Origin of the sequence: Neobacillus vireti (assembly GCF_036962345.1) — a bacterium.
Taxonomy (GTDB): Bacteria; Bacillota; Bacilli; order Bacillales; family Cytobacillaceae; genus Neobacillus; species Neobacillus vireti_A.
On sequence record NZ_JBALNB010000013.1, the window covers coordinates 51,316 to 66,808 of the forward strand.

Annotated in this window: 11 protein-coding genes; 10 read left to right on the plus strand and 1 reads right to left on the minus strand. The window is 38.8% G+C overall.

All coding sequences use genetic code 11. From position 1 onward, the window contains the following. The first annotated feature begins 197 nt into the window (after nucleotides 1–197). The 10 genes from V7108_RS16750 to V7108_RS16795 all read left to right on the plus strand — a co-directional run bounded on the left by V7108_RS16750 (nucleotide 198) and on the right by V7108_RS16795 (nucleotide 13,757). The gene (locus V7108_RS16750; RefSeq protein ID WP_335511316.1) at nucleotides 198–1,421 is read left to right on the plus strand and encodes an efflux RND transporter periplasmic adaptor subunit; all 1,224 of its coding nucleotides are present in this window, start codon (nucleotides 198–200) and stop codon (nucleotides 1,419–1,421) included. Then, nucleotides 1,405–2,085 carry an ABC transporter ATP-binding protein gene (locus tag V7108_RS16755; RefSeq protein WP_335511318.1) on the plus strand — a complete coding sequence of 227 codons (681 nt, stop codon included), beginning with the start codon at nucleotides 1,405–1,407 and terminating at the stop codon, nucleotides 2,083–2,085. The genes V7108_RS16750 and V7108_RS16755 overlap by 17 nt, the downstream gene beginning before the upstream one ends. Beyond that, entirely contained in the window at nucleotides 2,082–3,287 is a 1,206-nt protein-coding gene (locus V7108_RS16760; protein ID WP_335568904.1) for an ABC transporter permease, read from the plus strand. Before V7108_RS16755 ends, V7108_RS16760 begins: the two co-directional genes overlap by 4 nt. Before the next feature lie 167 nt (nucleotides 3,288–3,454). Beyond that, nucleotides 3,455–5,815 (plus strand): polyprenyl synthetase family protein, encoded by a 2,361-nt coding sequence (locus V7108_RS16765; protein ID WP_335513218.1) that lies wholly within the window; start codon nucleotides 3,455–3,457, stop codon nucleotides 5,813–5,815. Between the two features lie 218 nt (nucleotides 5,816–6,033). Then, a complete protein-coding gene (locus V7108_RS16770) occupies nucleotides 6,034–7,116 on the plus strand; it encodes a Fe(3+) ABC transporter substrate-binding protein (protein ID WP_335568905.1) in 1,083 nt (360 codons plus the stop codon). Between the two features lies 1 nt (nucleotide 7,117). Further along, nucleotides 7,118–8,764 carry an ABC transporter permease gene (locus V7108_RS16775; RefSeq protein ID WP_335568906.1) on the plus strand — a complete coding sequence of 549 codons (1,647 nt, stop codon included), beginning with the start codon at nucleotides 7,118–7,120 and terminating at the stop codon, nucleotides 8,762–8,764. Beyond that, nucleotides 8,761–9,450, plus strand: coding sequence for an ABC transporter ATP-binding protein (locus V7108_RS16780; protein ID WP_335513223.1), 690 nt, complete (start codon nucleotides 8,761–8,763; stop codon nucleotides 9,448–9,450). The genes V7108_RS16775 and V7108_RS16780 overlap by 4 nt, the downstream gene beginning before the upstream one ends. A 222-nt stretch (nucleotides 9,451–9,672) precedes the next feature. Continuing rightward, a complete protein-coding gene (locus V7108_RS16785) occupies nucleotides 9,673–11,412 on the plus strand; it encodes an ABC transporter ATP-binding protein (protein ID WP_335568907.1) in 1,740 nt (579 codons plus the stop codon). Further along, complete coding sequence (locus tag V7108_RS16790; RefSeq protein ID WP_335513228.1) at nucleotides 11,409–13,211, plus strand: ABC transporter ATP-binding protein; 1,803 nt, start codon at nucleotides 11,409–11,411, stop codon at nucleotides 13,209–13,211. Before V7108_RS16785 ends, V7108_RS16790 begins: the two co-directional genes overlap by 4 nt. 372 nt (nucleotides 13,212–13,583) lie before the next feature. After that, complete coding sequence (locus tag V7108_RS16795; RefSeq protein WP_420489061.1) at nucleotides 13,584–13,757, plus strand: hypothetical protein; 174 nt, start codon at nucleotides 13,584–13,586, stop codon at nucleotides 13,755–13,757. A 36-nt stretch (nucleotides 13,758–13,793) separates the two neighbouring features. On the opposite strand, the gene V7108_RS16800 is transcribed toward V7108_RS16795, so the two are convergent. Beyond that, entirely contained in the window at nucleotides 13,794–15,446 is a 1,653-nt protein-coding gene (locus V7108_RS16800) for an ABC transporter substrate-binding protein (RefSeq protein ID WP_335513230.1), read from the minus strand. Nucleotides 15,447–15,493: the final 47 nt, after the last annotated feature.

Consider the following 15,493-nt stretch of genomic DNA (forward strand, 5'->3'; position numbering starts at 1 on the left):
TTCACCGGAAAACCAATTCCTAAAGCACTTGGTAACTATAGAAGGGTCACATAATCAACAAAAAGGCTGGCGCACTCGTCAGCCTTTTCTCATATCTCAAAACCGGAAAACTAGAAATATATTACTATATTGATTGAAAATTTTTCCATAATTGGTATAGTAAAAATAAGAAAACAAAGAGTAGATGGAGGTTTATTGTGAAGAAAAAGATATGGATTTGGGTTTCAGTAATTGTTGGCGTACTTATTATTGCCAGTACAGGAAGCTATTTATATGCGAAAACAGGTGCTGAAACGGTAGGTAATGAAATCGTTGAAATGGGGGTAAGTGTTCAAAAAGTGAGTGAACAGGAATTGGTGGAATCGATTCTGGTAACAGGTAAAATAGTACCAGAAAGTGAACAGAAAGTCTTTTTAGAACCTGAAAAAGGAGAAATTAGTGAATTTAAGGTGGCAGAAAACCAAGCAGTCAAAGCTGGCGATTCTCTATTAATCTATGATTCTTCCAAAATTGATAATGAACTTAATAAAGCAGTTCGACAAAAAGACTTGTTACAAAGCAGGGGGAAAACCGAACAAAACCAAATTGCAGATAGTGCAAAGAGATTAGCTGAAGCAAAAAAGAAATTGGAAACGCAGACTGCTGCAACAGAAGGTGTTACAGAAGAACTTGTTTCGCAAGAAGACATAAACCTCCTTTCGAATGAAAAGGTTCAACTAGAGATGCAATATGAAGGTACGAAATCTGAAATTGCTTCAGCTGACGATCTAATAAAAGAACTAAATGCACAAAAAAAGGAAATGACTGTTGTTAGTAAAATGGATGGGATCATTGTGAAGGTAAATCAGAACCTAGCGAAAACAGAAGCAGGAGCTTCTGAACCTGTCATCCACATCATTTCCAGTCAACCATATAAAGTAATTGGAACGATGAGTGAATTTGACACGGTCAAAATTCAACAGGGGCAGCAAGTTATTATTAGGCCCAAAGTATATAAAGACCGCGAATGGAATGGTACAGTGGAATCTATTTCACAGTTCCCGAACGAAGGTGGCGGCGGTGGTGAAGAATTCGGCGGCGGTGGAGGCGGCAATGTAACTATGTATCCATTTAAAGTTGCCATTACAGATGATACCACTGAGTTGCGCCAAGGCTTCCATGTTTCTTTAGAAATTAAAGCCGGCAGTTCTGACAAAAAGATTGCCATCCCACATCCAGCTTTAATGGACGAAGCTGGAATCAAATTTGTTTATATTTTAAAAGATGGGAAGCTTGAAAGACGGGAAGTTCAAACTGGGGTTATGAATGACGCATACATCGAAGCAACCGATGGGGTAAAGCCTGAGGAACTTGTTGTGATTGCACCAACAGAAGAAATGCATGATGGAATGGAAGTGACTTCATTTGATGAAGTTGAGTAATATTACCAAAGTTTACGGGAAAGGCGCCTTGGAAGTTCCTGTCCTTCATGAAATTGATTTGACAATAGAAGATGGAGAGTTTGTTGCCATCATGGGTCCATCCGGATCTGGAAAATCCACTTTGATGAATATTATTGGGTTTTTAGATTACCCTACGTCGGGTACATTTGAATTAAACGGGCAACAAATTGACTCCGCCAAGGAAAGCGCCCTTGCACTACTTAGAAATGAGCACATTGGCTTTGTTTTTCAACAATTCTTCATGTTTCCAAGGGACAATGCGATAAAAAATGTTGCATCTCCACTTGTATATGCGGGTGTTTCCAAACGGGAAAGAACGGAGCGGGCGAAAAACATGCTGACAAAGGTCGGTCTAGGAGACCGGATGAAGCACTTGCCCAATCAATTATCTGGAGGTCAAAAGCAGCGCGTTGCGATTGCTAGAGCTCTGGTCAATAATCCAACCATTCTGTTAGCAGATGAACCAACAGGGGCCCTTGATTCACATACGAGCGGACAAATCATGGAACTATTTTCACAGCTCCACCAAGAGGGAAAGACTGTTATTATCGTTACCCATGAGGAAGAAATAGCCGCTTATGCTAAAAGGATTATTACCATAAAAGATGGCAGGATAACAGATGACCGGCGGGTGACGATATGAATATTTGGGAGAGTTTCAAAATTGCCCTTTCGTCAATCTGGAATCATAAGGTCAGGTCGATATTAACCATGCTTGGTATCATTATCGGTGTGGCAGCTGTTATCGTTATTGTTGCAATTGGACAAGGTACGAAAAAACAAATGACTGATGAATTGTTCTCTACGGATAAAAATGCCATTGATATTTATTATGAATACATACCACCTGAGGGTGAGGAACCCATGTTTTGGCAGGAACCTGAATTGACTTCAGATGATATTCAAACACTTGCTAATGTTCCGGGTGTTAAGGCTGTTATTGCTACAAATCAAGGCTGGGGAATGATGAGGCATGATGAAGTACAAGGAGAAATGCAAATAACAGGTGTGGGTGCTGAATACTTTCCAGCAAGAGATATACAAGTAGTAGAAGGAAGGGCATTATACGCCGCGGATAATGATGGTTTGAATCGAGTCATACTTATTGATACCATTGCCAGGGGAAAGTTCTTTAAAGAAACAGAAAACCCAATTGGTGAGATCATTGATTTAAATGAAAATCCTTACAAGATTGTGGGTGTATATGAATCACCGCTCCCTGAACAATTCCGTAATAAGGAAACGGGCGAAATGCTGATGCCGCGTTCTGTTATTTCAATGATGTTTGGTAATCGGGAAATTGAACAATTATCGGTCATTGCGAGTGATTCTGAAAAAATTTCCGAGACAGGAAGGCTAGCTGCAGAAACATTGACAGAAACGAAAAAGCTCGAGGACGGGATGTATTCAACCAATAGCTTTGAAGATTATGAAAAAGAATTAAATACAATGATTTCTTTACTCACATTACTAATCGGAAGTATAGCCGGTATTTCTCTCCTAGTAGGCGGGATTGGTGTTATGAATATTATGCTCGTTTCCGTTACGGAAAGAACAAGAGAAATTGGACTCCGAAAAGCTATAGGTGCTACTAGAAGGAAAATTCTTTTACAGTTTTTAATTGAATCTATTACCTTAACCTCGATAGGGGGGTTGATAGGTATCGGACTAGCTTCTATTGGAAGTGTGATTGTTTCGCAATTCTCACCAATCACCGCTACGATTAGTCCTCTAATTGTCCTAATTGGTGTAAGCTTTTCAGCGTTTATTGGGATCATATTCGGATTACTCCCAGCAAACAAAGCCTCGAAGCTTAGTCCGATTGATGCATTGAGATATGAGTAGAAAATAGAGTGTAGTTAACTTATGATTATTCCCCTAGATTAACAATCTGGGGGATTTTTTTACCTTTGAGCTAATAATTATAGTTTTATAGTTATAAAGGCATTTCGAAAGTGTATTATAATAAATACATACATAAAAAAGAGAAATGAAGTAGAGGTAATGTATTAATGAGTGTGGAGTTCGTAATAAACGCAGATAGATGCTACCAACTGGCAGAGGAGAGAGCGCTAAATTATTTTAAAATCCTCCAGATCCAGCTCACCCAAAAGACGTATGTCCATAACGTAACAAAAGATTTCCAATCTTGGAAACACAACCATATTCATCATCATTCCTTTTTCTCTTTCTTTTCACGTAGTAAAGGAAAATCAACTCCCCGTGATTATCATCATTATATTCAATACTTGAATTACACCGGTAAGCTGGACCATTATCTTGATCGAAGCATATCTTATATTTTTATGCGTGACTTGGGCAAAGCACTGGATTCAAAAGATGCACAGACGAGGATTCGGAATGTAGTCGATTCTTTAAAAAAACAGTTGACGAATCCTAGCACGTCCGAAACGGATATGTATAGTGTCGCAGGAATGTACAAGTGGGCCCAGAAAGAGGGCATTGAAACGACCATAATTTGGCTGATAGAAAAACTTAAGACCGCATCCTCCTATATACCTGAAGGGATGGACGCGGACCATGCTCAGCGAAAACTGATTAAAATCATTGCTGGGGTAGTAATGCAGGAAATAGAAGAAATGGACGAAAAAATATCCTCAAAAGAACGCTCTAGTAGACTTGCTAAAGCGTTAAGGTTGGGCTATTGCTATGGTTTGACGTATCCGTTTATTGATGATCTTCTTGATGCCAATGTTTTATCTGATTACGAAAAGAAGTGTTATTCAGATTTGATTCGTACCACACTTATTACAGGAACAGTTCCGGAATTAGGTGATTGGGCTGACAATCAAATAGAATTGCTTACAAATATCCATTCAGAGCTCCGTGAAGCCTATGAGTTCATTAAGACCCATCAGCGGCCTGAAACATTGCAATCATTCTTTGAACAATCGTATGTATTTTTTCAATCTCAGGAAGTGGATCGGGTAAAGGAATTATCCAACCATCAATACACCAATGAGGATCTCTATATACCAATTATCCTTAAATCCTCCTCTTCACGTTTGATTGTACGCTCTGTACTCGATGCTCAGGAGGATGAAGGTTTTGATAACCGAACCTTCTTTTATGGTATATATAACCAGCTTGCCGATGATTTTGCTGATATGTTTGAAGACTTGGAAGCTGGTGCGGTTACACCCTATACGTATTATTTAAAATACCATGATAAACGCGCCGATCTGATTAACCCTTTTGAGTTATATTGGTGTGTCATCAATCATTTGATTCATAACGTGTATCAATCAAATTCAAAAGCTTGTGAGGTAATTCTAGATCGTGCCATCAACGGTTTAAAAAGATATAAAGAACGAATGGGAACAAAAAAATACAATGAAGTAATGAATTTATTTGGTGCTGGAAATCCCAAATTCAATGCTTTAATACAAAAAATGGTACAAAAAGCGGATGATGTAGATTTCTTTGATAAACTGCTTCGCGATCATATGATTACGAATCTAAAAAATGATCGGAAGGAACGGACAGAATTTTTAGATACCATCGAAGGAGTCAGATCGGAAATAAACACCCTATTACCTATTCCCACTTCTTTTGTGAAAGAGCCTATTGTTGAGGCGGCAAACTATAGTTTAGAGGGGGATGGTAAGCGGATAAGGCCGATCATAACGTGGATGATGGGAATAAATGAATACGGATTAGATCAATCTGCCATTGTTCCGCTGCTTCGATCATTAGAATATATGCATACAGCTTCCCTGATTTTCGATGATCTTCCTTCGCAGGACAATGCCTCGATACGCAGGGGACGTTCTACCTTGCATATGGTTTACAACAGTGCGATTGCTGAATTAACTGGACTTTTTCTTACCCAAAAGGCTTTTGAAGAACAAGCGTCACTTGATCAGTTTGATTCGAAAACAGTGCTTAGTTTGATTCACTATTCTGCCAAAATGACAGGGGAAATGTGTAAGGGGCAGGCAATGGATTTGGATTCCAGAGGGAAGCAGCTAACGCTCGAACAGTTGAATCAATTGTGCTTCTATAAGACGGGAATCGCCTTCGAAGCTTCGCTTATCATGCCAGCCATTCTTGCGAATACAGCGGAAGAAGACATGCAGGCTCTGAAAAAATATGCTTACCATGCTGGGATTGCCTTTCAAATTAAGGATGACCTGCTGGATGTTGAAGGAAATCAGGCTTTATTAGGAAAATCGGTAGGAAAAGACCAAGCAAACAAAAACTCAACTTTTGTGTCAATCCTTGGTACAGATGGTGCAAAGAAAGCAATGTGGGATCATTACTGTCTTGCTATTGATTCATTAAAAGATGTTAAACAAAAGACCAATTTTTTGAAGCATTTATTGAATTATATTGTTCACCGGGACCATTAAGCAGGTAATATCAAATGGAAGTTTAATACCTAAAGCGGAAATATTGGAAAAGGTGATCGAAGAAAATTTCGATCACCTTTTTATTTTTCATCGTGAATTTTTTTAAAAGTACAAAATATTGTTGACAAAAGAAATAGGGCTAATTAGAATAAAATTATATTAATTGATAACAATTATCATTATCATTTTCAAAAACTAAGAAGAGGCGGGTACATATCATGGCTTTATCAAAATTATTCAAACCTTTATTGGCAAGTGCGATACTGTCGATTGGCTTAGCAGGTTGCGCAACAAATCAAACTGATTCAGAAGGAGATAAAGCGGCTTCTAAGCCAAAAACAACTGAAAAACAAGAAGTCAATATTTACACAGCAAGACATTATGAAGTTGATGATGAGATTTATAACAAATTTACAGATGAAACAGGCATTAAAGTTAATGTTGTAAAAGGGGAAGCGGAAGAACTTATTGAGAGATTAAAGCGTGAAGGTAAAAGTACACAAGCAGATTTATTTGTTACAGTAGATGGCGGGGTCCTTACTAATGCTAAGCAAAATGATATCCTCCAGCCAGTTACTTCAGATATTATTGATAAAAATGTACCTGAAAACCTTCGCGATGTTGATAATAATTGGATTGGGCTGGCAACAAGAGCACGTATAATCGCCTATTCAAAAGACAGAGTTTCACCTGAGGAATTGTCTACTTATGAAGATTTAACAAGTGAAAAATGGAATGGGAAATTGTTAGTTCGTTCTTCAACCAGTTTATATAACCAATCATTACTTGCTTCATTTATTGAATTAAATGGTGAAGAAAAAGCAGAACAATGGGCGAAAGGGATTGTAAATAATTTTGCTCGACAGCCGGATGGCGGTGACCGTGACCAAGCAAAAGCAATTGCTGCAGGCACTGGTGATGTTGCGATTATGAACACTTATTATGTAGGGCTGCTTGCAAATTCGGAAGATCCCGAAGAAGTAAAAGTTGCTGAAAGTATCGGGGTATTTTTCCCTAATCAAGAAACAAATGGAACTCATGTAAATATCAGCGGAATTGGTTTGACAAAGCATAGCAAGAATCAAGAAAATGCGATTAAGCTAATTGAGTATATGACTGATGTTGAAGCACAAGAAATCTTGTCAGCAAATAATTATGAATTTCCTGTAAACCCTAAGGCTTCAAAACCAGAATTACTTGAAAGCTGGGGCGACTTTAAAATGCAAGAACTAAATTTTGATACTTTAGGAGAGCATAATAAAAAGGCAATCGAAATCTTTAATAAAACAGGCTGGAAGTAATATGAATGCGAAATTAATAAAGCGTACTATTAAAAAGGAAATAAACGGCTGGTGGATCATTAGTTTAGTTGGGGCAGTAGTTATTCTACTGCCTATCCTTTTTATTTTCTCTTCTATATTTTTAGAACCTAATGAAAACTGGCTTCATATTCGTCAGTATTTGCTAACAAATTATGTTGCAAACACCGTCGTCCTGGTAGTCCTAACTGGCCTTTTTACGTCCTTTTTAGGCGTAACTTTGGCGTGGCTGATTGCAGCCTTTGATTTTCCACTAAAACGGTTTTTCCGTTGGGGGTTAATTTTGCCACTGTCAATCCCAACTTTTATAGCGGCATATACGTACAGAACGATGCTAGGCTATACCGGAGTAGTACAAACAACGTTAAGGAATCATTTTGATTATCAGCTAGACCCAGAATGGATAACCGTTTCGGGAATAGGTGGAGCTGTTTTTATTTTTACTATCTTTCTATTTCCGTACGTGTTTATCATAACCAGAGCATTTCTTGAAAGTCAAAGTACATCTTATATAGAGAGTGCAAGGTTGTTAGGAAGAAAACCATTCGCTGTATTTTATAAAGTAGTCCTTCCTCTTTCAAGACCAGCAATTGTTGGAGGTACCGTTTTAGTCATCTATGAAGTGCTGGGAGACTATGGAGTTACCAGCTATTTGGGCATCCATACCATTTCCACCGCTATTTTTCAAACGTGGTTCGGGATGTATGATGTAAATTCAGCTATGAAACTAGCTGCGTGGCTGATGGTGATCATTGTGGGCATTTTCTTTTTAGAAAGACTGCTTAGACAGCGGCGGCGTTATCACTTGAGTAATAAATCGAGGCCGCTTGTACCTGTGAAACTGAAAGGAATCGCGGGGATGGCCGCCTTTATATATTGCGGAGTTGTATTTTTATTAGGATTTCTCATCCCATTCATACAGTTGATTGCATGGGCAAAGATGACGTTCCATAAAGTTTGGGAACCTGCCTTTTTTACCTTGTTATATCAAACCGTCTATGTTGCCGTAATATCTACATTGATTATTCTAGTTCTTTCCGTTGTTGTTGCAAACATTTGCCGATCTCATTCTTCGTTTTCTTTTATCATATCGAAATGCGTAACCTCAGGTTATTCCATTCCAGGTCCAATTATTGCTATTGGTGTTCTTGCTGTTTTTATCTCACTTGATAAATGGCTCGCACCAATGTATTTTACATTGGGTCTTGGTGAAGAACCTCTCATCTTAAGTTTGTCTCTAGTCATGTTAATCGTCGGCTATTTCATTCGGTTTATGGCTACTGGGTTTAATGCAACTGAGGTGGGATTTGAGAAGGTAGGAACGAAATATATGGAAGCTTCAAGAATGCTCGGAATGGGAGTGACAAAAACGTTCTTTAAAGTAGACCTCCCATTAATAAAAGGATCTTTAATTAGTGGTTTCATTTTAACGTTTGTTGAAATTTGCAAGGAATTACCATTATCATTGTTGTTAAGGCCTTTTAATTTTGAAACGTTAGCAACAAAAACATATCAATATGCAAACGATGAACAAATCCATGAGGCTTCTATTTCATCGCTTCTAATCATTTTAATCAGTATTTTATCTGTGGTCATTTTTCAAATAGTTGGTAAGAGGGTGAAACAATGAGTATTGTTGAAATTAAAGGTCTCACTTTTTCATATTCTCGTAAAGAGGACCCTGTTATTAACGATTTTTCGTTTTCGATGGAAAAAGGGGAAATCGTCGGTATTTTAGGACAAAGTGGAAGTGGGAAAAGTACATTACTTCGCTTGATATCAGGATTAGAAATGCCGGTCAAAGGAACCATAAAAATTGCCGGTACTACCGTTGTAAGTGAAAGTGTATTTGTTCACCCAGAGGATAGAGGAGTGGGTATGGTTTTTCAAGACTATGCTCTATTTCCTCATATGACTGTCAAGGATAATATACTTTTTGGACTATCACGTTTACCAAGGAAAGAGCGAAACTCGCGTGTAGATGAGATGTTGGAACTTGTTCAAATGAAGGAGTTCTACAAAAGATATCCTCATGAATTAAGTGGCGGGCAGCAGCAACGGATTGCTCTTGCTAGAGCACTTGCCCCAAAGCCCAATGTATTATTAATGGATGAACCATTTAGCAACTTAGACGCTGATTTAAAAGAGTCGATTCGAGACGATCTAGGGTTGATTTTGAAAAAAGCCAACATGACATGTATTATGGTCACACATGATAGAAATGATGTTGAAGCAATTTGTGATAATAGTATCGTCCTAGGTCAATCGAATGTATCTAATGGCATAAATAGAGTAAAACTTAAAACCGTAAAATAGTAATCTAATGGCAAATTATAGATTGTAATAAAGCCTCAATTCCTAATGGAGTTGAGGCATTTATATTTTTTATAAAGAGAAATATAGTGTAAAAATAACAATTTGATAGTAGAAAAAACGAGGAGTAATATTTTAGATTTCGTAAAATAAGAAGTTTTTTTCAAATAGTAATGAATATTGCCATGATTTGTAATAAAATATTATTTTGCGAGGGGGATTATAATGAATTTATTAAAAACGACATTAGGACATTTCAAACCTTATTGGAGGAAATTATTGCTTGCCTTATTTTTTTCATTATTAGGTGGAGCATTTACCATCTTGCCGCCGTTACTGGCAGGAAAATTAGTGGACGAAGTGATTGGGGCTAGAGAGATATCCTTTTTACTTTTACTTGTCGGTGGTGTTTTGGCCGCATTCTTAGGAAAGTCTTTATTTGAGACTTTACAAGAATATGTACAGGTAAAAATCGGATTCGATGTAATAACGGATATGCAGATTCGGGCCTTTAAAAAGCTGCATCGAACACCGATGTCGTTTTTTACAACGACACCAAGAGGAGATATGTTATATCGATTAACGCATGACGTGGAATCTGTTCAAAACCTAAATAACACCGTCGTTCCACGTATCTTACAGCAAGTGATTGGTGCAATTGCTGCATTTTCAGCCGTATTTGCATTATATTGGCCAGCAGCTGTTGTTATGTTTGCCGTGTTTGCTATTTACATACTTCCATCATTTAAGCTCGGTAAAACGATGCGGAAAATGAGTGCGGTCCAAAGGGATATGAGTGCAGATATGTACCAGCACCTGCAAGAAAGTATAGAAAGCACCAGACTTGTTCGAACATTTCAGACACAAAAGAAGGAAATTGAAACACAGCGAAAAAAACAGACAGAATGGAAAAACTACTCGATTCGTGCAGCGTTAATTGGAAAGGTCAATTGGCGGCTTGGAAATTTATTTAATATCGCAACTCCCGGTGTTGTCATGCTAATCGGTGGATTCTCTATTTGGGAAGGCACGATTACGATTGGAACCCTGATTGCCTGTCTTAATTTTATTCCTATTATGTTTTTGCCTGTCCGGTCATTGGCTGAAAATGCGCTGACCATTCAACAGGCAATTCCGGCACTGCAAAGAATCTATGAATATTTTGATTTACCGGAAGAGCATGAAGAAAATCTGCCTTCTTTTGGAGAAGTAGAGGGAAAAATAGACATAGAGAATATTTGGTTTAACTACCCTTCCAGTGATAAAAAAATTTTAAAGGGTGTTTCGCTATCATTGGAACAGGGGAATCACATTGGAATTGTAGGTACCAGTGGCGGGGGAAAAAGTACGCTTATCCAAATCCTCCTAGGTTTATATGAACCTGAAAAAGGTTCGGTCTTGATTGATGGTAAAAATTTATTCGCATACAACCGAAATAGCTTTAGACAACAGGTTGGGGTGGTTTCTCAGGAAACCTTTCTACTAAACAGTACACTTAGAAATAATCTTCTATACGGAAAAACAAATGCCACCCAGGAAGAGCTCGAACTTGCAGTGGAAGCAGCCGGGCTAAAAGAACTCATCGAATCTCTCGAAGATAAATATGAAACAGTGGTCGGTGAACGAGGATTGAAGCTCTCCGGCGGGCAAAGACAACGAGTGGCGCTTGCCAGAGCCATCCTGCGCCAGCCGCGAGTCTTAATTTTTGACGAAGCCACTTCCTCATTGGACGGGGAAACAGAAGAAAAAGTTCAGGAAGCCCTTGAGCAGCTAATACCGGGCAGAACAACGATTACGATTGCCCACAGGCTGATAACAGTAAGAAACGCCGACAAAATCCTTCTTTTAGATCAGGGGATGGTGGCGGAACAAGGAACACATGAAGAATTGCTTGTATTAAGAGGTCAGTATTATGAATTATACAAGGCCCAATATAGCGAGTTGGAAAAGGAGATGATTGGATGAACGTGAATACTGTCTCCCATCAAAAAAAGAATCGGGACGGCCGAAGAGTCCTTGCTTTTTTAAGACCCTATAAAAAGTGGGTTTTTGCGGACTCATTCGTTATTGCAATTAGTCAGGTTTTCTCAGCACTAATCCCAACATTAGCTTTCGCTTGGCTTGTTGATACCATTATTCCGAATGAAAATCACTCCTGGCTATGGGGATTAATGTGGCTGCTGGTCTTTTCTGCTATTTTTGATTTAGTCATGATGATCATAGATGAATATTTTTGCCATCAGACGGCAAAGACCGTAACTAATTGGCAAAAACTGCGCCTGTTTAGTCATTTACAGGTGCTGCCCTTTTCCTTTTACCATAACAATTCATCCGGAGAACTACTAGCAAGAGTCTCGGATGACCCTGATACGCTCCATAATTTCCTTGCATGGGAAGGATCGACATTCATGGCAAGTGTCCAGGGAGTATTAATTTATAGTCTCGTGCTGTTATGGATTCACCCTTATTTGATGATTACTAGTGTGATTCTAGGTGTAATCTTCTATTGGGCATCTAATTATGTAGGAGCGAGGACTAGAGCTGCTTCCGCCGATGCTAGACAGGAGGCTTCCCGCTATCTTGAAAGACTAAGAGAATCGGTGACGGGAATCCACTTGTCAAGGGTTATGGGGGTTTCTGAAAATGAGGTGGAAAGTGTTATTGCTATCCGAAACTCTTTCGTGAAGCATTCTATTAAGGAATTAAAGGCAAGAATGCAGTCCGTGGTGGTAATTGCCAGTTACAATGGATTCGCATTGGGAATTGTCTACTTCATTAGTACATTATTAATTTGGAATGATAGTTTAACAAGTGGACAAATGCTGACCGCAGGTGGCTTAGTGACGATCGCTGCCAATGAAATGCAAAGACTGCTTCGTAACTGGCTTTCTGTAAGAAGAACTGGGCCAGCACTAGATCGCTCTGACATTCTTCTTTCCCATAAGCCTTCCAAGGCAGAAATAGTGGAGGGGATCCGCGGCGGCAGAGCAAATGGTGAAATCAGACTAAAGGATGTTACGTTTGCTTACCCGGAAAAAGAAGAGAATGTACTGTCAGGGGTTTCGTTTACGGTTAACGCTGGTGAGAAGGTGGCATTAGTTGGACCGAGTGGTTCTGGTAAATCAACGATTGTTGATTTGTTATTTAAGCTTTATGATACGAAGAATGGCTGTATTGAAGTAGATGGAAGAGATATAACAGAATGGGATACAGGATGGCTACGATCTCAAATGGCAATCGTGACTCAGGATGTTCAAATGCGAAATGGTTCCCTGGCAGACAATTTAAGAATTGGAAAACCTGATGCCACAGAGGAGGAGCTGCTTAAAGCATTACATGACAGCGGGTTGGAAGAATTGGTGGAAAGTCTTCCCGAAGGATTGGATACAAAGGTAGGAGAAAGAGGAAGCCTGCTTTCAGGAGGTCAAAAGCAGCGATTATCGCTGGCTAGAGCTATTTTAAAAGATGCTCCAATCCTTATCCTTGATGAAGCAAGCTCGGCACTCGATCCAATTACGGAAACGCAAATCAATGAAGCAGTTTTAAAATCAGGAAAAAAACAAACGATTTTAATCATATCGCACCGCCTTTCAACGGTTCTTTCTGCAGATAAAATCATTGTCCTTGAAAATGGGACAATAGCCGAACAAGGAAAACATACCGATCTATTAGAGAATAACCATGGTGTCTATGCTAGATTATTTGGCAGAGAAGCCGAAATCGGCGGTGAAACCATAAGCTCCTCAGGTGTTCAAGTGAGGTAATATTAGAGTAAGGCAGCTTTCAAAAACTGAGGGGCTGCCTTTTTTTGCAATGTTCGGGAGGGGAGAGGAGACGACAGTATACATTTACAGTTGAATTGTTCCCGTAATGAACGGGTGACCATTATTACGGGAACAATCCCGGTCGGATTGTTCCGATAAAAAGTGACTGCCTCGATTATGAGCACAATCCTATGTTGATTGTTCCGAAAAATCGGGTCCGCATCAATTACGGGCACAATCCAGGTCGAATTGTTCCGATAAAAAATGACTGCCTCAATTATAGGCACAATCCTAGTCGAAATCGTAAATCGCACACATATTTTTCCAATAGATGTAGATACTATTTTTGACATTATCAAGGAGGTGCTAATATTGCCAAAGGCTCAAGATTATGTAAACCAAAGTATGTCTTCCGTACAAAATACAGTTAACACCCTGCAGCAAGCCCTAAGTACTGCTGAAAAACCAGAAAATAAAAACAAAATTCAACAAGCAATTAATTCCCTAAACTCCGTGCAAGACCAACTATCAGGATATCAGGATTAATATAATAAAATGGCAAAGAGAGCCTGACCACTGTGGTCAGGCTTCTCTATTAGGTTTCATCCATAATTTCGATAAATCAACATAGCCAAAATGTTTAATTTTTACGTTCATTAAATTAATTGAAAATGGTATTTGTCTTTTTGAATAATAAAGAGGAATGCATAATGAGTTTTTAATTAAATAATCCTCTATGATTAAATGCTGCTCCATCCAATTCTCAAAGGGGATAAAATCATAGTTTTGCAGTAGCTTTTGCAAAAGTTGATCAGATCGAGTTAATTTATAGAGCGGCGAAATCGTGTTTTTCAAAAAGCTAAAGTAGGAAAAACTCTGGTTCATCTCAAATATTTCTCCATGAATAAATAAATCTGCTTTCTGCAAATGAGCATGGTACAATGCATCATGAAATGAGACTTCTTCCAACTCCAACGGAATACCAGCCTCATCGAGGATGTTTTTTAACCAAAAGGATGTGTCCTTTGAATACCCAACATACTTCATCTTTAATGGATTTGAAAGGATTGGTTTTGGAATTTCGGGCACCGTGTAACTCCCTGAATAGCCAATTAAGCAGCCATCGGTATTTGCTGATATCCGAGAATCAATCATTGAAATTTGCGAGCGATTTTTATCTATCAGCATATGAATATAGTCTCGTACTTCTTTTCTAGCAATATCACTTTGACGAAAGGCATTCATTACTACGACACCAAATCCTGAATCACTCTCAACCTCAAAGGTTCCAACTTCTCTTGATTCATGAGCACCGTAATAAACATTTCCAAACTCTCTTAAAACCTGTATAAATTCCACTGTATCCAATAGCGGACGCTCACCGTAATAATGTTTAAACGCATGTAATACTGTTCTCTCATCGGTATCTTCTTCCAGATAAAAGCTGCCTGTTCCGATCACCAATCCGTTGGCAGATTCTTTATAGATACTTGCAGAAATCATACTTAGAAGCGGCAATACATAGGTACAGCCATATGGGAATTCAAGTTCTACGATTAGTGGTGCAGGGGAAAATATTTTTGTAATTGGTTTCCACAGTTCAGCATAAATCTTATCTTGCTTCATTCTCATAAACGTTTTGACGACGTCCTCCGCTTTTAAGATTGAACCATCATGAAAACTGACATCCTTTCGCAGGTATAAGGTTAGCCGATGATCTTCAACCTCCCAGCTATGTGCAAGCTCAGGTATGACCGTATTATCATCCTTCAGTGCGATAACCCGGTTATATAGGTTTGCGATTAGATTTGCACTATGTACGTCCGCAGCCTTTAATGGATGATACGTTATGAATGGGTAAAACCGCGGAATAATTAACGTGTCCTGACCCTCTTGATGAAAACCAAACTTGGATTGAAACCTAGTCATTAACCGCTGTTTTGTTTCTGTTGACCATTGATATAATAATAGTTTGCTAACCTGTTCAATGGAGTATCTTTCCAAGTGGGCTATAAATTGCTGTTCATACGCTGATTCCACGTCCCTGTTCCAAATCAGCTTTGAATAAATGCCTCTGCCTTTTCCAGACTGGAAGCTCAGCCAGCCTTCATCCTGCCATTGATTCAGTTTACGGCGGGTTTGTTTGGTGCTCAAATCCAATCTTTCTGCCAGCAGTTTCACTTTAACTTCTCCAGAGGGAGTTGAGTTCCATAATGCTAATAAATAGTGGTCCATCCCATCATTCCTTTAAAAGTAGACATATTTTTGAAAATTGGACATTT